We start from the raw sequence: 20,206 nt of genomic DNA, 5'->3' as shown, positions 1-20,206 counted from the left end.
TCCCCTAGTCCAGGCGAACTTCGCGCCCGCTCAAACGCTTGGCCAGGCCGCTCGCCATCCTGGCGGCTTGCCCATAGACCGACACCTGCGGGTTGGCGCCTATGCTGGTGGGGAAGACCGAGCCGTCATGCACGGACAGATTGCTCAGCTGCCAATGCTGGCCGTCCGGCCGCACCACGCCGCGGCCGGCGTCGGCTGCCATGCGGCAGCCGCCCATCACATGGGCGCTGCCCACGGTGGTGAGGAAGGGTTTGTACGGCAATTTGTTGATGGCGTCCTTGGCCTCGGCCCAAGAGCCATAGTCGCGTGCGAGCTCATGCACGGGGCGCACGGTTTTGGCGCCGGCGGCGAACTGGATCTCGGTCATGCTCAGGTGGGCGCGGCGGGCGCCGTCGAGCAAGTAGGCATTCAGCGGGTAGTTCAGCTGCGGGCTGCCGTCGCTCTTCAAGCTGACCTGGCCGCCGCTTGATTCGGCATGGAAGCCGTCGCGCAGCAGGCCAATCATCACATTGGCATAGGGCATGAGCTGGGCGCGCTCGGCCAGCGTGGGGCCTACTCCGCCAAGATTGGTCATCGCAAAACCGGGGTGCACCGGTGCGACTTCCAGCTTGTAGCCTATCGGCCCATCGACCGGACCTTGGTGCAGAAAATGATCCGAGAAGACGCTCAAGGGGGCTCCGGCCCAGCCTTCGACCGGCGCGGGCATTTGCGCGTGATTGGCGACGGTGGGGTGCAAGAAGGTGCGCTTGCCGAGCAGGCTGTGCGGGTCGGGCGCGTTCGAGCGCAGCAGCAACGCAGGCGAGTTGATCGCTCCGCCGGCGACGACGAAGTGTTTCGCCGTGATGCGCAGCTCCGGGCCGTTAGGTGAGCCGTCCAGGCCGACCGGCAGGCAGATCAGCGCTTGCACGGTGTCGCCCTGTAGCGCCAAGCGCTGCGCGCGCGTCTGCACCAAGAGCGTGGCGCCCAGGTCCAGCGCGGAGGGGATGGTGGTGATCAGCATCGACTGCTTGGCATTGGTCGGGCAGCCCATGCCGCAAGAGCCCAGGTTCCAGCAACCCTTGACGTTGCGTTGCACAACCTTGCTCGAAATGCCCAGCTTGAGCGTGCCGCGCCGCAAGGCATCGTTATTGCCATTGGGCTCGGCCAGCCAGTCGCTGATATTGAGGCGTTTCTCGACCTGCTCGAACCAGGGGGCGAGCTTGTCCGGGCTGCAGTCGCTCAGGCCGAATTCCTTGACCCATTGCGCCAAAGCGTCGGGCGGCGTGCGGAAGGAGCCGGTCCAGTTGACCGTGGTGCTGCCGCCGACGCAGCGGCCCTGCAGGATGTTCATGGACTGGTCGGCGTTCTTGCGCCCGGCGCCTTCTTGGTACAGCTCGGCGTAGGCGGTGGCCTCGCGCTGTTTGAAGTCGGAGCTGGAGCGCAATGGGCCTTCTTCAATGATGACGATCTTGAGCCCGGCCTTGGCCAGCAACTCGGCCGTGATGCCGGCGCCGGCGCCGCTGCCGATGATGGCCACGTCGCAGTCCAGACTGGACGGCAGGGCGGCATGGCCTTGGCCTAACACCTTCCATCCACGTGCCAGGCCTGCTTTGATCGGGTCAGCGATAGAACTCATGGAATCTCTCTCGGTCCGGGGTAGCCGGTGCTGGCCCAATGCTCGGGCGCGGTGAAGAAGGCGATCGTGTTGAGGTCGCGCAGCGCGTGATAAATCTGCTGGCGCAAGTCCAGGCTGGATAGGCGCAATTCGTTCAGCAGTTCTTGAATCTCGGCCACGCTGGCCTTGGGCCAGTCTTGGCTCATGCCTATCAGTGCGAGGCGGCCGCCGCTGCTGCTCAGCAAGGCAAAAAGCTGCGAGAGTTCGGCCCGCACGGCCGCCGGATAGCCGCCGATATTGGCGTCCACCCGGTCCAGATGAGCTTGCAGGGCCGCGTCCCGGGCGGCCCCAGGCGCGGGCCAAAGCCCGTCCATCACGCTCAAAGCGACTGCGCGCATCAACTCGCGCGCAGACGGGCTCATATGCTTGTCTACCAGGCCCGGCTTGAGCAGAGCCATGCCGCCGCCGACAAGGCCCAGCAGCACGGCGCCGCCCAGGCCTAACTTCAAGAGACTGCGTCTTTTCATACGATTTTCTTCAGCAGGTTCAACAGCGTCGTGAAGGTCTTGCCATAGGGCGGATAGAACAGCTTGGTGCCGGCAAAACGGGCTTGGCTGAAGACCGGCTTTTCCTTGCTGAAGGTGCGGAAACCCCATTCACCGTGATAACTCCCCATACCACTGGCGCCGACGCCGCCAAAGGGCTGCTCCTCCTGGCCCAGATGCCAGATGCAGTCGTTGATGGTGACGCCGCCGGCGTGGGTCTGCTCCATCGCGTGCTGCTGTGCGGCCTCGTCTTGGCCAAACCAGTACAGCGCCAGCGGGCGCTCATGCTTGTTGATATAGGCCAAGGCTTCCTCAACCTGGGTGTAGCCCACGATGGGCAGCAGCGGGCCGAAGATTTCTTCGCGCATGACCGCCATCTCGTCTGTCACGTCGAGCAGCAGGTGGGGCACCAGCTTGCGGCTAGTCATCGTTTCCTGGTGGGTGGGCAGCAGGCGAGCGCCGCGCGACCTGGCGTCGCTCAGCAAGCCTTGCAGGCGGCTCAAGTGGCGTTCGGCGGCAATGCTGCTGTAGTCGGGGTTGCCTTCCAGCGTCGGGAACAGGCGCTGCATTGCTTTGACAATCGCTTCGGCCAGCGGCTCGACCATTTCCTTGGGCACCAAAAGATAGTCGGGCGCCACGCAGGTCTGGCCGGCATTGAGCAGCTTGCCGTAGGCCAGGCGCTCGGCGGTCAGCTGCAAATTGCAGCTGCGGTCAATCAGCGCGGGGCTCTTGCCGCCCAGCTCCAGCGTGACCGGGGTCAGGTTTTGCGCGGCAGCTTGCGCCACATGGCGGCCGACTGCGGTGGAGCCAGTGAAGAACAGATGATCAAAAGGCAGTTGGGTGAAGGCGCGGCCGACATCGGCGTCGCCGGTGATGACCTGCATCTCCTCCGGCGCGAAGAACTCGGCCACCATATTGGCCATCAGCGCCGAAGTCGCCGGGGTCAACTCTGAGGGTTTGATCATGACCCGGTTGCCCGCGGCCAGCGCGGCCAGTGCCGGCGCCATCGCGAGGTAATAGGGGTAATTCCAGGGCGAGACCACGCCGACCACGCCGAGCGGCTGGCGCATCAGCCGGTTGCTGGCGGGCAGGTAGTGCAGTGCGGTTGGCATCCGGCGCGTGCGCATCCAGGCCTTCAGATGCTTTTGCGCATGTTTGACGCCCGACTCGACCGTGAAGATATCGGCCAGCAGCGTTTCTTGAGGTGCGCGGTGGCCGAAATCGCTGGAGATGGCCGCCACCAGCGCCTCGCTGTACTTGGCCGTCATGGCCCGCAGGCGTTGCAGCCTGTCCAGGCGCACCGCCAAGCTCGGGTTCATCTCGGCACGGAAGGCGCTGCGCTGCAGCTCCAGCGCCAGGTGCAATCGTTCTTGCAGCGTTTGGTTCATCGGGTCTCCTGCTTGTTCTCTCAATAGGCTAACCGCAATGCCCAGGCAGGCCAAGCGGAATGGCCCTTGACTAGGGAGCTGGGTCTAGAACAAAAACGGCTTCACCCGCGTCAACAAGCGTTCCACGTAAACGTCTTTTTCACCGACCGGTGCGGCGTAATGCAGCGCCTCGCGGGTGGCCGCTTCGCCGGCGCGCTTGAGCATCACCCAGGTTGCCAGGTATTGAGAGGCCAGGCAGCCGCCGGCGGTGGCGACGGCGCCGCGTGCCTGAAAGGGCTCGTCGATCACTCGGGCACCGGCCTCCACCACCCAGGGCTTGGTCGTCAAATCGGTGCAGGCCGGCATATCGCCCAGCAGGCCCAAGCGCGCCAGCAGCAAGGTGCCCGAGCATTGCGCGCCGATCAGCTGGCGCAAGGGGTCAAGTTGGAGGCGATCCAGCAACGCGGAGTTCTCGGCAATCGCCCGCGTGTAGATGCCCGATCCGAACAGCACCACATCGGCCTCATTGGCCCATTCCAGCGGGCGTTGCAATTGCACGGTAACGCCGTTCATCGACGTGACGGCGTGGCCGGGGCCGCACAGCTGCGCCGACCAGCCCAGGGGCCGCAGGCGGTTGAGCAGACCCAGCGCGATAAAGCTGTCCAGCTCGTTGAAACCATCAAAGCTCAGGATGGCGACCGAAACTGGGGAGCCTGGAGAGAGTGGATGGGGGGTGTCTTCACGCATGGTCGGATTGTGAACCGAGGACTACAGTGCGCGCCACACCAATTTGTTTGCCAGCCATGTCCGCTTTCAGCCTAGACCCGCAAGAGATTCACACCGATACCCGCCGCTGGGCCTGGCTGCCGCCGGTCGGCTCGGCCGGCTATTACGCCTTGTTGGCCGCCATCGGCATGTTGGTGCTCGGGCCCTTGGGTGGCATCGCGGCCGCCTTCATGAATTTCTCGATCGGCTTTTATGTCGGGGGTCAGGTCTTGGCCGGCATCTTGGGCTCTGTCGTGACCTTTGGTTACGGCAGCGAGGGCAAGCATGGCGCCAATTACATACAGACCACCGCCGCCTCGGTGGCCGGCATGATGGCGATGAGCACCTTGATCCAGGCGATGACCTGGATGGGCATGCCCCAGCCTCCCGCCTGGCAGCTGGTAACTTATATGTTGTGCATTGGCATGATGGCCGCTGGCATCGGCATGCTTTACACGCCCATCCTGGTCGAGCGCATGCAGCTGGTTTTTCCCTCGGGGCTGGCGGTTGCCAATATCCTGCGTGCGCTGACCGATCCGGTGCTGTTGCGCCAGTCGGTGTCGCGCTTGTTCGGCGGCATGGCTGCCGGGTTTGGTGGCGGCTTTGCTGCGGCCAAGGTTGCGGCGTTGGGAGCGATCGAGCTGTCGACCTCGACCTTTGGTGCGGGCTTGATCGTTGGCGCGCGGGTCGGCTTGCCGGCGCTCTTGGGTGGCCTGGTGTTCTGGGCGCTAGCGCCTTACTTCATCAGCATTGGCTGGCTCAAGGATGGCGAGCCCTTCCGAAAAATTGCATTCCTGATCGCACTGGGCATGATTTTGGGCGCGGCGGTGATCGATATGAGCTTGATCCTGTGGCGCGCCGTCGCGCGCCTGCGCGATCCGGGTGTGCGCACCCTTGTGCCCGAGGAGCAGCGCACAGGCCCGCGGGCCAGCCTGCCGCGCCTGCTGAGTTGGGTGGCGGTGTGGACGGTGGCCACGGTGGTGGCTGGGGTGCAGTTCTTCAATGAGCCGCTGATCTATATGTTGATCGCCGTGGCCTTGGTCTATGTGTTTGCCCTCGTCAACGGCATCTCGCTGGGCTTGACCGACTCGAATCCGATTTCTTCGGCCTTTGTGGTGACGGTCCTGATCTTGGCTGCGATCGGTTTGCGCGACCCTGTCCTAGGCCTAATGGTCGCCAGCGTGGTGTTCATCTCAAGCAGCGTGGCCGGCGATATGCAGCAAGACCGCTCGACCGGTTGGCGCTTGGGCACGAACCGAACGATTCAGTTCCGCTTTCAGGTGGCGGGCATCTTGCTCGGCGCCGTGCTCGCGGTAGCGATCGCGCATGTCTTCATGGCGGCCTATCCGGTGCTGAAGCTGGACCAAACGGTGATGAGCGCCGAACAGGTGCCTGCGCAATGGACCTCGGCCATGACTTACAAATTTGTCGGCGTGCTGAGCACCCTGACCGAGCCCAAGCCGTTTCAGACCACAGCGATTCTCTTGGGAATGGCGGTCGGCTTGGTGACCGAGGTCTTGCGCAAGTTGATCAAGTCCAACGTTGTGTATCGCCGTTATGTGGCCAGCGGCAAGCTCGGCTTCAGCGTCGACTTCTGCCTTGACGCGGTGTTCTTGCCCAGCCCCTATGCCTCGTCCTTTGGCGGCTTTGTCAACCTGCCGACCTCGGTTTGGTTCGCGGCCGGTGGCGTGGTATCGAGTTTGATCAATACCTTGAAACCCAAGGCCAAGGCCAGCGAGGTGGACTTGCCCGAGGACATGAGCAGTACCTCCTTGGTCGGAGGTGGGCTGATTGCCGGCGACGCCTTGGCCGCTTTAGGCCTGGGGCTCGTGGGCTTGGCGGCCTTGGTCTAGAGCGCTGAAACAAACCCGGTGTCGGGTTTGTTTCCTTCTTCAGTGCCTGAAGTGGCGGACGCCGCTGAACACCATGGCAATGCCGCGCTCATTGGCGGCGGCGATCACCTCGTCGTCGCGCATCGAGCCGCCTGGCTGAATCACGCTGGTGGCACCCGCGTCAACGACCACATCCAGGCCGTCACGGAAGGGGAAGAAGGCGTCGCTGGCGACGGCCGAGCCGGTCAAGGTAAGGCCGGCGTTCTCGGCCTTGATCTTGGCAATGCGGGCCGAGTCGATGCGGCTCATCTGGCCCGCGCCGACGCCCAGCGTCATGCCGCCGGCGCAGAACACGATGGCATTGCTCTTCACATATTGAGCGACGGTCCAGGCGAACAACAAGTCTTCGAGTTCTTGTGCCGTCGGCTGCTTGGTGGTGACGACCTTCAGATCGGCCGCCTTCAGGAAATGGTTGTCGGCGGTTTGCAAAAGGATGCCGGAGCCGACGCGCTTGCTGTCGACGGCATTGCGGCCCTGGCTGAACGGCGTTGAGCCACCGGCCGGCAGAGCGATCTCGAGCAGACGTACATTCGCTTTGGCAGCGAAGATGGCGCGCGCTTCATCGCTGAAGGCCGGCGCCATCAAAACTTCGACAAACTGCTTGGCCACATGGGTGGCGGCCGCCGCATCGACGGGCCGGTTGAAGGCGATGATGCCGCCGAAGGCCGAGGTTGGGTCGGTCTTGAGTGCCTTGGCATAAGCGGCAGCGGCGTTCTCGGCCACGGCCACACCGCAAGGGTTGGCATGCTTGATGATGACGCAAGCCGGAGCTTCAAAAGCCTTCACGCATTCCCAGGCGGCGTCGGCATCGGCGATATTGTTATAGCTCAGCTCCTTGCCTTGCAACTGCTTGGCGGTCACCAGGGAGCCGGGCGCGGGATAGAGGTCGCGGTAGAGGGCGGCGGTCTGGTGAGAGTTTTCGCCGTAGCGCAGATCCTGCACCTTGACGAAGGTGGAGTTCATCTGCGCGGGGTACTCGGCCAGTGAGCCATCATCCTGACGTGCGCTCAAGTAATTGCTGATCGCAGCGTCATATTGGGCGATGCGGTTGAAGGCGGCGACCGAGGCGGCAAAGCGAGTCTTGTCGCTGGTCTTGCCGCTGCTCTTGAGTTCTTCCAGTACTTGCGCGTATTGGCCGGCGTCGGTCAAGACGGTCACGTCTTTCCAGTTCTTGGCGGCGGAGCGCACCATGGCCGGGCCGCCGATGTCGATGTTCTCGATCGCGTCTTCTAGCGTGCAGCCGGGCTTGGCCACGGTCGCCTCAAAGGGGTAGAGATTGACGGCCAGGATGTCGATCATGGTGATGTCGTGCTGGGCCGCTGCCGCCATGTGCTCGGGCAGGTCGCGCCGGGCCAGCAAGCCGCCATGTACCTTGGGGTGCAGGGTCTTGACGCGGCCGTCCAGCATTTCGGGGAAGCCGGTGTGCTCCGCCACCTCGGTGACGGGCAGGCCAGCATCTGCCAGCAGCTTGGCGGTGCCGCCGGTGGACAGCAGGCGCACGCCCAACTTGTTCAGCGCGGTGGCGAATTCGAGAATGCCGGTCTTGTCGGACACGGAGATCAGGGCAGTCAGTTTGGACATGGTGTGCGGGGAGCTACTACGTTAGAAAGATGCGTTCGCGCTGGGGAGTTGCGCTTGCTTGTGCTCGAACGGGCTAGAGCAATTTATGCTCGGTCAACTTGCGCCGCAGCGTGTTGCGGTTGATGCCCAGCCATTCGGCGGCCTTGCTTTGGTTGCCGGCGGCGTGTTTCATCACCACCTCCAGCAGAGGTTTCTCGACCACTTGGATCAACATTTCATGCATCGAGTGCGGCTCTTCGCCGTCCAGGTCGCGGAAATAGGTTTCGAGGTTGTCGCGCACGCAGGCATCGATTGTTTTCGGGGTCATCATGCCTGTTGTCTCAATCTTTATTGCTTGTATTCATGGGGAGCTATTGTTCGAGCTTCTGGCAGCTTGGCAAGATAGGGCAAGCGCTGATAGGAAGCCCCAAGTGTGTCAAACCAAGCTTGCAAGGCCTTGACTTGCGCGGCGCTGCTCTCCAGTAGGTTCATTTCCTGGCGAAATGCTTCGCCACCGGGCAAGTCTGCGACGGCCCAGCCGATATGCTTGCGCGCGGTGCGCATGCCGGTCAGCTCGCCGTAGAGGCTGTAGTGATCATGCAGGTGTTCGACCAGCCAGTCTCGCGCCTGGGTGACGGTAGGCGCCGGCAACTGCTCGCCGGTGGCCAAAAAATGCGCGGTTTCCGCAAAAATCCAGGGCCGACCCTGGGCCGCGCGGCCAATCATTACCGCGTCGGCGCCGGTCAAGGCCAACACATCCCGGGCTTTTTGCGGTGAATCGATATCGCCATTGGCGACCACCGGTATTCTCAGCGCCGCTTTGACGGCCGCCACGGTGGCGTATTCGGCTTCGCCCTTGTAACCCTGCTCACGGGTGCGACCATGCACGGTGACCATGGCCACGCCGGCGCCTTCGGCAGCCAGGCTCAGGCGCAGGGCATTTTTTTCACTCGCACACCAGCCGGTGCGCATCTTCAAGCTGACCGGCACGCCATGCGCCGCCGCCGCCTCCACCACCGCCTCAATGATCTCCAGCGCCAGCGCCTCGTCTTGCATCAGGGCCGAGCCGGCCCATTTATTGCACACCTTCTTGGCCGGGCAGCCCATATTGATGTCGATGATCTGCGCGCCGCGCTCAATGTTGTAGCGCGTGGCCTCGGCCATCATGGCCGCGTCGGTGCCGGCAATCTGCACGGCGATAGGGCCGGCCTCGCCTTCGTGGTTGGCGCGTCGCGAAGTCTTCAGGCTGCTCCACAAGTCCTTGCGCGAGGTCACCATTTCGCTCACGGCGTAGCCTGCACCCATGCGTTTGCAGAGCTGGCGGAACGGCCTGTCGGTGACGCCGGCCATGGGCGCCACGAACAGATTGTTCGGCAGGAGATGGGGACCGATCTGCAGGACCGGTTGCTTGGCGGACATGGGGGAGGGGAGGGCTTTGCCTAAAAAAGAGGCAAAATTATACCTGCTCGGGGCAAGGCTGGGTAGCCAGCTCGCCCAGCGCTATCTGCCGCCCACCGAGCCTGCGGCGACAGCCCTGCCCATAATGAGGGCCATGGAAGCCCATTTGGAATCATTGTTACGCAGTTTGTTTGTGCTCTTGGCCGTGCCGGAAGTGGGCTTGATCAGCGTGTTTTTGATTGCCTTGGTCTCGGCCACCTTGCTGCCCCTGGGTTCGGAGCCGGCGGTGTTTTTGGTGATCAAGGCCGACCCGGCCTTTTTCTGGCCGGCGATTTTGGTGGCGACGGCGGGCAACACCATGGGCGGCGCGATCAGTTGGTGGATGGGCTATGGCGCCGAGGCAGCCTATGAGCGCGCCACCCATCGCAAGCCTCCGAACCCCAGGGTTTTGGCCTGGTTTTCTCGGTTCGGCGCCAAGACTTGCTTGCTGAGTTGGCTGCCGGTGGTCGGCGACCCCATGTGTGCGCTGGCTGGCTGGTTGCGCCTGCCTTTTTGGCCCTGTGTGGCCTATATGGCCGTGGGCAAGTTCATCCGCTATGTCTTGATGACGGCGGCCTTGCTATGGGTATTCCCGGGGTCGGTATGAGTTTTGGGACGGCCGAGCTGGGCCGTCCAGCGTGGACAATGTCGGCTCCAACCTCCCAGCCCTTTGATGCCTACCGGCCATTGACCCCACTATGAGCACACCCGCTTACAACGACCTTTACCAGCGCCATCAACGCTTGCACCGCTTGGCGCACCTGCAGTCCATGGCGCAATGGGACCAGTCCGCCAATATGCCGTCCAAGGGCAATGAAGCGCGCTCGCTGGCGCTGGCCGAGATGGGCGGCATGCTGCATCAACTGGCGACCGAGCCACAGCTCAAGGGGCTGCTGGACGCCGCAGCGGGCGAGCCCTTGACCGCGGATCAGCGCGCCAATTTGCGCGAAATGCGCCGTGTCTGGATGTCATCGAACGCCTTGCCGCAAAGCCTGGTCGAAGCCAAGTCGCTGGCCAACTCGCGCTGCGAACATGCCTGGCGCACCCAGCGCCCCGCCAATGACTGGGCCGGCTACCTGCCGCTGCTGCGCGAATGCGTCAAGCTGGCGCGCGAAGAAGCGCGCTGCCTGTCCGAGAGCAGTGGCCTAGGCCTGTACGACGCCTTGATGGATCAATATGAGCCGGGCATGCGCGCGGCCGAAGTGGACCGGGTTTTTGGTGATCTGCGCAGCTGGCTGCCGCAGTTGATCAAGGATGTGCAGGCCAAGCAGGCCCAGGAGACCACGCTTCGCCCACAAGGTCCTTTCGCCAAAGAAGCCCAGCGCGCGCTGGGCCTGGCGGCCATGCAGTTGGTCGGCTTTGACTTCGAGGCCGGTCGCCTGGACGAGAGCGCCCACCCGTTTTGCGGTGGCGTGCCCGAGGATGTGCGCATCACCACGCGCTACCGTGAGGATGACTTTTTGCCCAGCCTGATGGGCGTCATTCATGAAACCGGCCATGCCCGCTACGAGCAGAATTTGCCGCGCGAATGGCTGGGTCAGCCGCTGGCCAATGCGCGTTCGATGGGCTTGCACGAGAGCCAGTCGCTGAGCTTCGAGATGCAGCTCGGCAGCCATCCGGCCTTTGCCCAATTGCTGAGCCCCTTGGTGAGCAAGCATTTCGGCGCGCAGGCCGCCTTTGAGCCGGCTAACTTGAATCGCCTGCTGACACGCGTCCACCCTGCTTTCATCCGCGTCGATGCCGACGAAGTGACCTACCCGGCCCATGTGATCCTGCGCTATGAGATCGAGCGCGCCTTGATCGAAGGGCAGATCGAGTGCGAGGACATCCCCGCGCTGTGGGATGCCAAGATGATGGAGCTGCTGGGCGTGGACACGCGCGGCAACTACAAGGACGGCTGCATGCAGGACGTGCACTGGGGTTGCGGCCTGTTCGGCTATTTCCCTTGCTACACCTTGGGCGCGATGTATGCGGCCCAGTGGTTCGCCGCCATTCGCCGCAGCCGCCCGACGCTTGACGCCGACATTGCCGCCGGCAATCTGGCGCCGGTGTTCGACTGGTTGCGCAGCAATATCTGGCTGCAGGGCAGCCGCTTGGAAACGCCCGACTTGGTCAAGGCCGCCAGCGGTGAAACGCTCAACCCGGCGCATTTCAAGGCCCATTTGCAGGCCCGCTACTTGGCTTGATGCCGCGCGTTTGGTGAAGAAAAAAAGGGGAGCCCTTGCGGGTTCCCCTTTTCAGTTCTGAGCACTAGCTTGACGCTGCTGGCCTCTACCCCGTTCACGCCTCTCAGAGCTTGTTTCTCATTGCCTGGATGCAATTCTGGCGGCTTGATCGGGCCTGCGCATCCCCGTGTTCACAGGGGGTCGAATCGCCAAACGTGAACGGGTTCACGATGTAGGGCTGTGCTTGCTCTGCAGTGTTTTTAGCGTGCGGCGCAAATCGCGCAGCGCGGCCGCCATCCGGTGCTCACCCGGCTCGCCCAGCAGGCGCAGGCTGGGGTCATCCAGAACTTCGGTGTTCAGCCGCAAGCCATGGCGCGCCAGTTGTTTGCCCAAATGCGGCGCGCGCTGCTTCAGCGCAGCACGGGTGCTTTGGTAGGCATGCTCGGCCAGATGATGACGCTGCGAGTAGCTGAAGGTGTTGGCCAGGAACATTTCGGCGTCGCGGTGATCGGGCTCGAACAGCAAGATGTCGGTTTCCGGATGGCTGTGTTCGTAGCGCTTGAAGCCCAGTTCCAGCCGCGAGTGGATCAGCGAGCGGAAGGTCTGGCTTAGCACCAAGGGCAGGCCGCCGTCGACCAGGTGCGGGATACGCGCACGTTTGGTGCGTGTCGAGTCGGCCGGGTCAGACTCATAGGGCACCAGCGGATTCAGGCAAATCAGCAGATCCAGGCCTTCTTGCAAGAGTACCGACGCATGCAAGGTCTTCTTCAGCGCGCCGTCCACATAATGCCGACCTTCGATGGATACCGGTGGGAACAGCCCCGGCAAAGCAGCGCTGGCTTGCACGGCCTGCGAGATCGGAATGTGATCCCAGCCGGGTAGGCCAAAAGGCGTGGCCTCACCGCTGTCCAGATCGGTGGCCACCAGCACCAGGCGCTTTTTCAGCTGGCGGAAGTCATTGCTGCGGCCGGGGCGGCTGAACAGCAGCTTCAGTTGCGCGGCCAGGATTTCTCCGGACAGCAGTCCGGTCGGCAAGGCCGCACCCAGGCGTTCGAAAGAACCCAGCACCGAGCGGCCCTGTACCAAGGCGGCCCAGCTTGCGCGAAACAGCAGCTTGGGCAACAGCTTCAGGCGTGAGCGGTATTCGGCCCAGGCTGGCCGCAGCAACTCGGCCGGGTCGAAACTGTCGGGCGAGTAGTCGCGGTTTTCGATGAAGGCGGCGCACAAGTCGCGCGGGCTTATACCGTTGGCCAGGCCGGCGGCGATAAAGCCGCCCGCACTGACGCCGATAAAGCCGTCACATTCGGTGAAGGAGAGGCCGTCAATCGCCTCTTCCAGTGCACACAGCGCGCCGATTTCGTAGATGGCCCCCAAAGGCCCACCGCCTGCCAGCGCCAAGCCAATTCGTGGAGCCGTTTTGTCCTCAGGTTTCAAGCGATGGACCCAGGCTGGCCAGACTCAGGCGCGTGGCCGAGCTCAGGACTCGACGGCCGCTGCGACGGTCTGCGCCACTTCGCTGACGGCTGCTGCGGGAGCGGCTTCTTTCTTGGTGGCGGCCTTCTTGAACGGCGTTGGCACCGCTTTCGTTGCAGGCTTGGCGCTTGGCTTGGCGGCTGCTTTCGGGGCGGCCTTCACAGCGGATTTGGCTGCGGCTTTCACGGCTGTCTTGGCGGGAGCGGCTTTTGCAGAAGCTGCTTTGACGGCAGCTTTAACGGGTGCTTTAACCGGAGCTTTGGCGGGTGCTTTGGCCGCGACCTTTTTAGCCGCCGGCTTTGCTGCTGGCTTCGCTGTCGGCTTGTCAGCTGCCTTTGCTGCTGCCTTGGCGGCCTTTTTCGCCGGGGCCTTGATGCCCACAGCCGCGTTCAGCGCGTCGATGCTGGCGATCAACTCGGCCACATCCTTGGCCGAGGGCACGCCCAGGCGGTTCAGGGCGCGGGCGACGCGTTCTTCGAAGATGGATTCCAGCTTGTCCCAATGCTGACCTGCCTTATTGCCCACGCCGCCGGCCATATCGGTGACCTTGCTGGCCATGGCGCCGAGCTTTTCTTCGGCCGCAGACTGAGTCTTTTTCTGCAGGTGCAGGCCTTCCTTGACCAGCGCTTCAAAGACCTTGCCACCTTCCCCCTGCGCCTTGGCGAAGGCGCCGAGTCCGGCGGCCCAGATATGTTGTGCGGAGTCCTTGATGCCTTGGGCAAGCTGGCTGTCCAGCAGGCCGGCCGGCAGCGCCGAGGCAAAGCCCGCGCTGGAAGCGGTGTTCTTCTTGGCTGCCATCTTCTGAAGCTTCTTGACCATGTCGTTCGTCCTTGGTGGTGGTGTGTTTGCACGGATCGCGCTGGGATGCCTTTCACTATAAATGCCATAAGCGCCGATGTGTACAGGGTTCCTAGTGAGTTCTCACCAGATCGGTCGCGCGAACTGCGGGTAATCGCGCATCAGCAAGCCCTTCCAGATGGTCAAGAATCCGAGCTAGACAAAGGAGACAAACATGCAGTATTTCGTCACCGGCGCGACCGGCTTCATTGGCAAGCGCTTGGTCAAGAAACTGTTGGCGCGGCGCGGCAGCACGGTTCATTTCCTGATGCGTGAGGAAAGCCGTGACAAGCTGCCCGAGTTGCTGGAGTTCTGGGGTCTGGCCAAGTCCGGCAAGGCTCGTGCGCTGCCGGTGTTTGGCGACCTAACCGGCAAAAAGCTCGGCGTGTCGGCGGCCGACCTCAAGGCCTTGAAGGGTCAGATCGACCATGTCTACCACCTCGCCGCCGTCTATGACTTGAAGGCCGATGAGGCCTCGCAGATGGCCGCTAACGTGGACGGCACGCGCAGCATGGTCGAGTTTGCGGCCGCTATCGAGGCCGGGCATGTGCATCATGTCTCATCCATCGCAGCCGCCGGCTTGTACGAAGGCGTGTTCCGCGAGGATATGTTCGACGAGGCCGAGGGGCTGGATCACCCCTACTTCAACACCAAGCATGAGAGCGAGAAGATCGTCCGGCAGGAGTGCAAGCGAGCCTGGACGGTCTATCGCCCGGCCATGGTGGTCGGTGACTCCAAGACCGGCGAGATGGACAAGGTCGACGGCCCTTACTATTTTTTCAAGCCAATTCAGCGCCTGCGCCAGATCTTGCCGCCTTGGCTGCCGTCGATCGGTCTGGAAGGCGGGCGGGTCAATATCGTGCCGGTCGACTTTGTCGTTGACGCGCTCGATCACATCAGCCATCAGACCCGCGCAACGGGGCGCTGCTTCCATTTGGTCGACCCGGTGGGCTACCGCGTTGGCGATGTGCTGGACATCTTCTCCAAGGCCGCGCATGCGCCGAAGATGAATCTGTTCATCAACGCCGCACTGTTGGGTTTTATCCCCAAGAGCGTCAAAAAGGGCTTGATGGCGCTGGCACCCGTGCGGCGCATTCGCAATGCGGTGATGAAGGATCTGGGTCTGCCGGACGATATGTTCACCTTCATCAACTACCCGACCCGCTTCGATTGCCGCGAAACGGCCGCTGCGCTCAAGGGTAGTGGTATCGCCTGTCCGAATCTGCATGACTACGCTTGGCGACTGTGGGACTTCTGGGAACGCCACCTCGACCCCGATCTCTTCATCGATCGTAGCCTGCGCGGTGCTTGCGGCGGCAAGGTGGTCTTGGTCACCGGGGGTTCGAGCGGCATCGGCCTGGCCTCGGCGATCAAGTTTGCCGAAGCCGGTGCGATCACGGTGATCTGCGCTCGCGATGAAGTGAAGCTGGCCGAGGCAGTCGCCGAGATCCGCGCCGCCGCCGGTGCTGACGCCAAGATACACAGTTACTCGGCCGACATCTCCAACGAGGAGAGCTGCAAGGCGATGGTCGCCTGGCTGACCGAGACCTTCGGCGGCGTTGACTATTTGATCAACAACGCCGGCCGCTCGATCCGCCGCGCCATCGAGGGTAGCTACGACCGCTTCCATGACTTCGAGCGCACCATGCAGCTGAACTATTTTGGCTGCTTGCGTGTGACCATGGGCCTGCTGCCCGGCATGGTGGCCAAGCGCAAGGGCCATGTGGTCAATATCTCCAGCATTGGCGTCTTGACCAATGCGCCGCGCTTCTCGGCCTATGTGGCCAGCAAGGCCGCGCTGGATGCCTGGACGCGCTGCGCCTCGTCGGAGTTTGCCGACCAGGGTGTCACCTTCACCACCATCAATATGCCCTTGGTGCGCACACCGATGATTGCGCCGACGCAGATCTACAAAAACGTGCCGACGCTGGCGCCCGAAGAAGCGGCCGATATGGTGGCACAGGCCTGCATCTCGAAACCGGTGCGGGTGGCGACGAGGTTAGGTATCACGGGCGAGTTGCTGCATGCGGCGATGCCGCGCGTCGCGCAGATCGTCATGAACACGACCTTCCGCATGTTCCCGGACAGCGATGCGTCCAAGGGCGACAAGCTGGGCAAGAGCGGCAAATCGCAGCTCTCACCCGAGGCGATCGCGATGCAGCAGATGATGAAGGGGATTCATTTCTGATTTGGCAGGGCGGCGTGGCCGCCGCTGCTGTCAGTGATGCCAGACCAGCAAGCGGGTCCCACCGGCATCCAGATTGCTAATGGCAATCGATCCCATCGAGTTGCCGGCGTTGTAAGAGCCAGCGCCGGCGCTCAAGAGATCGGCCAGGCCGGCTTGCATGTTCAATTTGGCAGCACCCATGGAAACCTGACTGCCGCCTTGGCCGTCGTAGCCGCTTTGCAAGGCGGCGGTCAAGCCTGCGGCCTGGATGGCGGCGGCAAATTCGGCCGGCGAGAGTTTGGATTTGGTGGCCGCCAGCTTGTCGCTGCCCAGCAGGTCCAGCAGACCCGGCAGCGACATGCCCAGTGATGCGGCGAGCAGAGGGCCGGCTTGCGCGCCGCCATTGACCGAGCGCATTTCCTCGTCGCCCAGCGCTTGTGGTGCGGCCAGCGTCGGCGCGGCGCAGGCCAAGGCCGCAGCAGCCAAGAGCAGGCTGCGGGTCAGAGTTTTGGCGCTGGCTGTGAACATGGCAATACCTCGGCTGGCTTGTTGCGGGGCCAACACTTGGCCCGTTGACGCAATTCTCAAAGCAGCATCGGTCGCTGAACAGGCCCCAGCGGTCACGCAGGCGCCTGATTCGTGACATAGGCGGCAAGCCGCCGGCTTTGTTGGCGCGGCTTCTTTGTTGCCCGCTTTGCTGCGCCTTGCCGACCCGTGACGGAGTTGGCATGCCGCCGGTGACGCAGGTTTTAGAGCGCCTCGGCCAGGGGCAGCACATTGACGCGTCGGGACACTGCGCTGAGTGCGATCAGGTGCAGCATCTCGGTGACGGTGGTGCAGCAGTCTGAAAGTATGCTGACCTTGGCGTAGCGCTCGGCCGCCTTGGAAATGGCGGTATGGGTGACGCAGTTTTGCGTCATCATGCCGCAGATCAGTAGCTCGCTAACGCCCAATTCGTTCAGTGTCTGCGTCAAGGTGGTGTCGTCAAAGGCGTCGGCAAAGCGCTTGATCACCAGCGGCGCCTGCGCTGCGGCGGCCAGCACGCGCGGGTGGGTCGCAACGCCGGCACTGTCGGCATTGAAGAACGGGGACGGGCCCTTGGCCGGATCGGCAATGTGCTGCACCAGGATCACCGGTATCTGCGCCGCCCGCGCTTTGTGGATGGCCGCTTCGACCTGCGTCAGCACGCCCTCGGCATGGTGCAGCGGGTAGTTGCCGCCGGGGAAATAGTCCATTTGGACGTCGATGACGATCAGGGCTTGCGCATGTTTCATGGGGAGTGGTCTCGGTTGGGGTGGTGAATCGTTGGGCAGATTGTTTCAATCGACAGGCCTTGGAGCCAGTGGCCTGCAAGCCATTCATCGATAGAGTTGGGCCAAACTCCTGTACCCTCGGGGCGATGAAGAAGACCCACCCGATTGCCGTTCTGGCCTTTGATCAGATCAGCCCCTTTCACCTGGCCGTGCCCTGCGCTGTGTTTGGCGAGTCGCATCCGGGCGCGCCGCCGTTTGAGCTGCGGGTCTGCGCCGCCGAGCCGGGCAACTTGATGACGACGGCCGGCTTTGGTCTGAGCTTGAACGCCGGTCTGGAAGCTCTGAAGGGCGCGCGCACCGTCATCGTGCCGAGCTGGCGCAACCCGCAGGAGCGCCCGCCGCAGGCGCTGCTCGACGCCCTGTGCCGGGCACACCAGGCCGGCGCGCAGCTGGTGGGTCTGTGCCTGGGTGCTTATGTGTTGGCCGAGGCAGGCTTGCTGGATGGGCGGCGCGCCACCACGCATTGGGCCTATGCACAGGACTTCGCGGCGCGCTATCCACAGGTCGAGGTGGACGCCGACGTGCTCTATATCGACGAAGGCGATGTCTTGACCTCGGCCGGCACTGCCGCCGGCATTGATGCTTGCCTGCATTTGCTGCGGCGCCAATATGGGGCCGGGCCGGCCAATAGCGTGGCGCGGCGCCTGGTGGTGCCGCCGCATCGGCAGGGCGGGCAGGCGCAGTTCATCGAGCAGCCCTTGCCGGAGACGGCGCGTGATACCCGCTTGGCCGCAGTGATCGAGCGTGTGCGCGCCGATCTGGGGCAGGCACACAGCCTGGACAGCTTGGCCGATAGTGTGGCCATGAGCCGTCGTAGCTTCACGCGGCACTTTCGCCAGCTCACCGGCACGACCGTCGGTGCCTGGTTGCTCAGTGAGCGCCTGGCGCGCAGCCAAGTGCTGCTGGAGGGGGGCGATCAATCGGTCGAGCAGATCGCCGAGTTGGCAGGTTTTGGCTCAGCGGTGTCGCTGCGGACGCATTTCCGGGCCACGTTTGGCGTGTCGCCGACGGCCTGGCGACAAACCTTCCGGGGCGCCTGATTGATGGCACCGGCTGGCTTTGACTTGAGCCGGTCACATGGCTGAGGAGAATGGGCGTAGGGAGCCTGCACAGAGTTTTCAATCGTTCAGCAGGGCGGGGTGATGGCGAGAAAAAGTCTGATGTCGGTATGGGCCCGCAGCCTGCAACGCAGCTTCGGGCAGGCGGCGCGCAGCCAGATGCAGGCGGGCGCGAAGGCGCTTAAGCATTCGATCAAGAGCGTGCAGGTGGCCCACGCAAAACGTGCGCTTGCGCCAGGCGGCCCGGGTGATTGGCTGCCCGGCGTCAGCATGGGAGCAGGCGGCGCCCGCCAGTTTCGGGTTTACCGGCCCCCCGGCGTGCTGCCGGGGGAGCGCTTGCCTTTGTTGGTGATGCTGCATGGTTGCGGCCAATCGGCCAGCTCCTTTGCGCAGAGTTCGCGCATGAATGCGCTGGCGGCGCGCGAGCGCTGTTTGCTGCTGTACCCCGAGCAAGATCTCGTTGCCAATCCGCAAGGCTGCTGGAACTGGTTTGCGACCCGCTCCGGCAAGGCGCAGGCGGAAGTGGCGCTGATCATGCGGGCGATTGATCAGGTCTGCCTGCTCTATCCGGTGGACCCTGAGCGCGTGGCCGTGGCCGGCATGTCGGCCGGCGCCAGCATGGCGGCCTTGTTGGCAACGCAGCACCCCGAGCGCTTCAAGGCGGTGGTGATGCATTCGGGGGTGCCGCCGGGCGAGGCGCATTCAAGCTTGACGGCCCTGGGTGCAATGCATGGCCGGCGCAAGCTAGGCCATGCAAATGCCAAGGCAGAGCCAAAGCCTGGCGGCAGGGGCGGCGTGGCGTGGCCGCCTCTGCTGCTGATCCATGGCCGCCAAGACAGTGTCGTGTCGCCCGACAATGCGCAGGCTGCCGTGCAGCTCTGGTGCGCGGCAGCGCGGCTGAGTGCCGTTGCCGGTGCCGCCGCCGCTGCTGGCGATGTTGATGTGAAAGCCGGCCCAGCGCGCCGCAGCCAACGCGGCCAGCGTTATGCGATGACGACGACCGACTACAAGCTCGGCGCCCGCACCGTGGTGAGCTGGGTGGAGGTCGATCGTTTGGCCCATGCCTGGAGCGGCGGCGCCAAATCGCAGGCCTTCAGTGACCCGCTTGGGCCCGATGCTTCGCGCATGGTTTGGCGCTTTGTACTCAAGCAGTTCAGCGCAGCAAAGTGACGATGGTGACCACCAGCGTGCCCAAACCGAGGTTGAAGGCCAGCCAGTTGCGGATTTGGGCCAAGGCCTGGCCGCCGGCAGCCCAGTCCTCGGCGCCGACGCTGCGCGAGAGCTTTTTGTAAAGCGCAAACTTGATGTGCATAAAGATCGCCACCATCACGCAGCCCAGCACGGCCATCACGGTCCAGGCCAGCGGCATCTGAAAGACGCCGCCCGACTGCACCACTTGTTTGGCCACGCGGCCCAGCATCCACACGCCGCTGCCCAGCACCAAAAGTGAAGCCCAAAACGTGGCTTTGAAAAAACGGCCCATGACGGCGTGCATCAGGCGCACGCGCACCGGCGCTTCGAGCTGCGCGGCGGCCGGGCGCAAGAAAAAGTAGCTGAAGCACATGCCGCCCAGCCAGACGATGATGGCGAGCAGGTGCAGTGTCTTGAGAAGGGCGTAGATCATGGCGTGCTTTTTTAGGGGTCAGGTGTTGCCAATAGTCGTGCGGCGGCGCATCACGGCGATCATGGCATGGAGTGCAGCGCCGACGATAAGCAGCAAGAAACAGCCCAGACCCCAGACCAGCCAGACCAAAAAGCTCAGCCCACTGCCCAAGGCCGGCGCGAAGCTCAGCAGCGATTCAAACAGCGGCTTCAGGCTGGCCAGCAGCGCCGTCAGTGCTTGCGCCAAGTCGGGCGGCAGCCATGGGCCTAGGATTTCTTGCAAATTGAAGCCTTCAGGCGCCGTGGCGCCCGACCAGTCGCCGCTGGTGCTCAAGCCCCATTGGGTCAGTGCATGGAAGGCCCAGGCGGCGAAAGACCAGAGCCCAATGAGGCTGAGAACGGCAAACCAGCTGATGGCGTAAAGCATAGTA

General features: G+C 63.5%; 19 protein-coding genes. 6 read left to right on the top strand and 13 right to left on the bottom strand.

Annotation, left to right across the window (positions count from 1 at the left end; genetic code table 11):
• Nucleotides 1-4: 4 nt before the first annotated feature.
• From LNV08_RS15260 to LNV08_RS15245, 4 genes are all read right to left on the bottom strand, one after another.
• Entirely contained in the window at nt 5-1,615 is a 1,611-nt protein-coding gene (locus LNV08_RS15260) for a GMC family oxidoreductase N-terminal domain-containing protein (protein ID WP_263534579.1), read from the bottom strand.
• Entirely contained in the window at nt 1,612-2,121 is a 510-nt protein-coding gene (locus tag LNV08_RS15255; protein ID WP_263534578.1) for a hypothetical protein, read from the bottom strand. The genes LNV08_RS15260 and LNV08_RS15255 overlap by 4 nt, the downstream gene beginning before the upstream one ends.
• The gene (locus LNV08_RS15250) at nt 2,118-3,527 is read right to left on the bottom strand and encodes a coniferyl aldehyde dehydrogenase (RefSeq protein WP_263534577.1); all 1,410 of its coding nucleotides are present in this window, start codon (nt 3,525-3,527) and stop codon (nt 2,118-2,120) included. The genes LNV08_RS15255 and LNV08_RS15250 overlap by 4 nt, the downstream gene beginning before the upstream one ends.
• A gap of 84 nt (nt 3,528-3,611) precedes the next feature.
• Entirely contained in the window at nt 3,612-4,253 is a 642-nt protein-coding gene (locus LNV08_RS15245; RefSeq protein ID WP_263534576.1) for a DJ-1/PfpI family protein, read from the bottom strand.
• Between the two features lie 56 nt (nt 4,254-4,309).
• Here LNV08_RS15245 and LNV08_RS15240 point away from each other — a divergent pair, with 56 nt between their 5' ends.
• Nucleotides 4,310-6,124 (top strand): OPT/YSL family transporter, encoded by a 1,815-nt coding sequence (locus tag LNV08_RS15240; protein ID WP_263534575.1) that lies wholly within the window; start codon nt 4,310-4,312, stop codon nt 6,122-6,124.
• A gap of 39 nt (nt 6,125-6,163) precedes the next feature.
• Here LNV08_RS15240 and purH read toward each other — a convergent pair whose 3' ends face one another.
• The 3 genes from purH to dusB form a co-directional block, all read right to left on the bottom strand.
• Nucleotides 6,164-7,744 (bottom strand): bifunctional phosphoribosylaminoimidazolecarboxamide formyltransferase/IMP cyclohydrolase, encoded by a 1,581-nt coding sequence (gene purH, locus LNV08_RS15235; protein ID WP_263534574.1) that lies wholly within the window; start codon nt 7,742-7,744, stop codon nt 6,164-6,166.
• Nucleotides 7,745-7,817: 73 nt separating this feature from the next.
• Nucleotides 7,818-8,051, bottom strand: coding sequence for a Fis family transcriptional regulator (locus tag LNV08_RS15230; protein WP_263534774.1), 234 nt, complete (start codon nt 8,049-8,051; stop codon nt 7,818-7,820).
• Nucleotides 8,052-8,071: 20 nt separating this feature from the next.
• Nucleotides 8,072-9,142, bottom strand: a complete 1,071-nt coding sequence (gene dusB / locus LNV08_RS15225; RefSeq protein ID WP_263534573.1) for a tRNA dihydrouridine synthase DusB — start codon at nt 9,140-9,142, stop codon at nt 8,072-8,074.
• A gap of 133 nt (nt 9,143-9,275) precedes the next feature.
• Between dusB and LNV08_RS15220 the strand changes: the two genes are divergently transcribed.
• The gene (locus tag LNV08_RS15220) at nt 9,276-9,767 is read left to right on the top strand and encodes a YqaA family protein (RefSeq protein ID WP_263534572.1); all 492 of its coding nucleotides are present in this window, start codon (nt 9,276-9,278) and stop codon (nt 9,765-9,767) included.
• 91 nt (nt 9,768-9,858) lie between these two features.
• Nucleotides 9,859-11,346 carry a carboxypeptidase M32 gene (locus tag LNV08_RS15215; RefSeq protein WP_263534571.1) on the top strand — a complete coding sequence of 496 codons (1,488 nt, stop codon included), beginning with the start codon at nt 9,859-9,861 and terminating at the stop codon, nt 11,344-11,346.
• Nucleotides 11,347-11,550: 204 nt separating this feature from the next.
• Here the strand turns inward: LNV08_RS15215 and LNV08_RS15210 are convergent, their stop codons facing one another.
• Complete coding sequence (locus LNV08_RS15210; RefSeq protein ID WP_263534570.1) at nt 11,551-12,723, bottom strand: patatin-like phospholipase family protein; 1,173 nt, start codon at nt 12,721-12,723, stop codon at nt 11,551-11,553.
• Nucleotides 12,724-12,801: 78 nt separating this feature from the next.
• On the bottom strand, nt 12,802-13,617 hold the full coding sequence (locus LNV08_RS15205) for a phasin family protein (RefSeq protein ID WP_318014129.1): 816 nt from the start codon (nt 13,615-13,617) through the stop codon (nt 12,802-12,804).
• 193 nt (nt 13,618-13,810) lie between these two features.
• Between LNV08_RS15205 and LNV08_RS15200 the strand changes: the two genes are divergently transcribed.
• Nucleotides 13,811-15,823 carry an SDR family oxidoreductase gene (locus LNV08_RS15200; RefSeq protein ID WP_263534569.1) on the top strand — a complete coding sequence of 671 codons (2,013 nt, stop codon included), beginning with the start codon at nt 13,811-13,813 and terminating at the stop codon, nt 15,821-15,823.
• Between the two features lie 30 nt (nt 15,824-15,853).
• On the opposite strand, the gene LNV08_RS15195 is transcribed toward LNV08_RS15200, so the two are convergent.
• Nucleotides 15,854-16,330 carry a hypothetical protein gene (locus LNV08_RS15195; protein ID WP_263534568.1) on the bottom strand — a complete coding sequence of 159 codons (477 nt, stop codon included), beginning with the start codon at nt 16,328-16,330 and terminating at the stop codon, nt 15,854-15,856.
• 221 nt (nt 16,331-16,551) lie between these two features.
• Nucleotides 16,552-17,076: an isochorismatase family protein gene (locus tag LNV08_RS15190; protein WP_263534567.1), complete on the bottom strand. Its 525-nt coding sequence runs from the start codon at nt 17,074-17,076 to the stop codon at nt 16,552-16,554.
• Nucleotides 17,077-17,201: 125 nt separating this feature from the next.
• Here LNV08_RS15190 and LNV08_RS15185 point away from each other — a divergent pair, with 125 nt between their 5' ends.
• Nucleotides 17,202-18,155 (top strand): helix-turn-helix domain-containing protein, encoded by a 954-nt coding sequence (locus LNV08_RS15185; protein WP_263534566.1) that lies wholly within the window; start codon nt 17,202-17,204, stop codon nt 18,153-18,155.
• A gap of 102 nt (nt 18,156-18,257) precedes the next feature.
• Nucleotides 18,258-19,343 (top strand): alpha/beta hydrolase family esterase, encoded by a 1,086-nt coding sequence (locus LNV08_RS15180; RefSeq protein WP_263534565.1) that lies wholly within the window; start codon nt 18,258-18,260, stop codon nt 19,341-19,343.
• On the opposite strand, the gene LNV08_RS15175 is transcribed toward LNV08_RS15180, so the two are convergent.
• Nucleotides 19,327-19,797 carry a CopD family protein gene (locus LNV08_RS15175; RefSeq protein ID WP_263534564.1) on the bottom strand — a complete coding sequence of 157 codons (471 nt, stop codon included), beginning with the start codon at nt 19,795-19,797 and terminating at the stop codon, nt 19,327-19,329. The genes LNV08_RS15180 and LNV08_RS15175 overlap by 17 nt on opposite strands.
• A gap of 18 nt (nt 19,798-19,815) precedes the next feature.
• Nucleotides 19,816-20,202, bottom strand: a complete 387-nt coding sequence (locus tag LNV08_RS15170) for a hypothetical protein (RefSeq protein WP_263534563.1) — start codon at nt 20,200-20,202, stop codon at nt 19,816-19,818.
• Between the last annotated feature and the right edge of the window lie 4 nt (nt 20,203-20,206).

Source organism: Paucibacter sp. TC2R-5 (genome assembly GCF_025717605.1).
Taxonomy (GTDB): Bacteria; Pseudomonadota; Gammaproteobacteria; order Burkholderiales; family Burkholderiaceae_C; genus Paucibacter_A; species Paucibacter_A albus.
The sequence above is the reverse complement of the archived record's forward strand: the minus strand, read 5'-3'. Positions and strand labels throughout refer to the sequence as shown.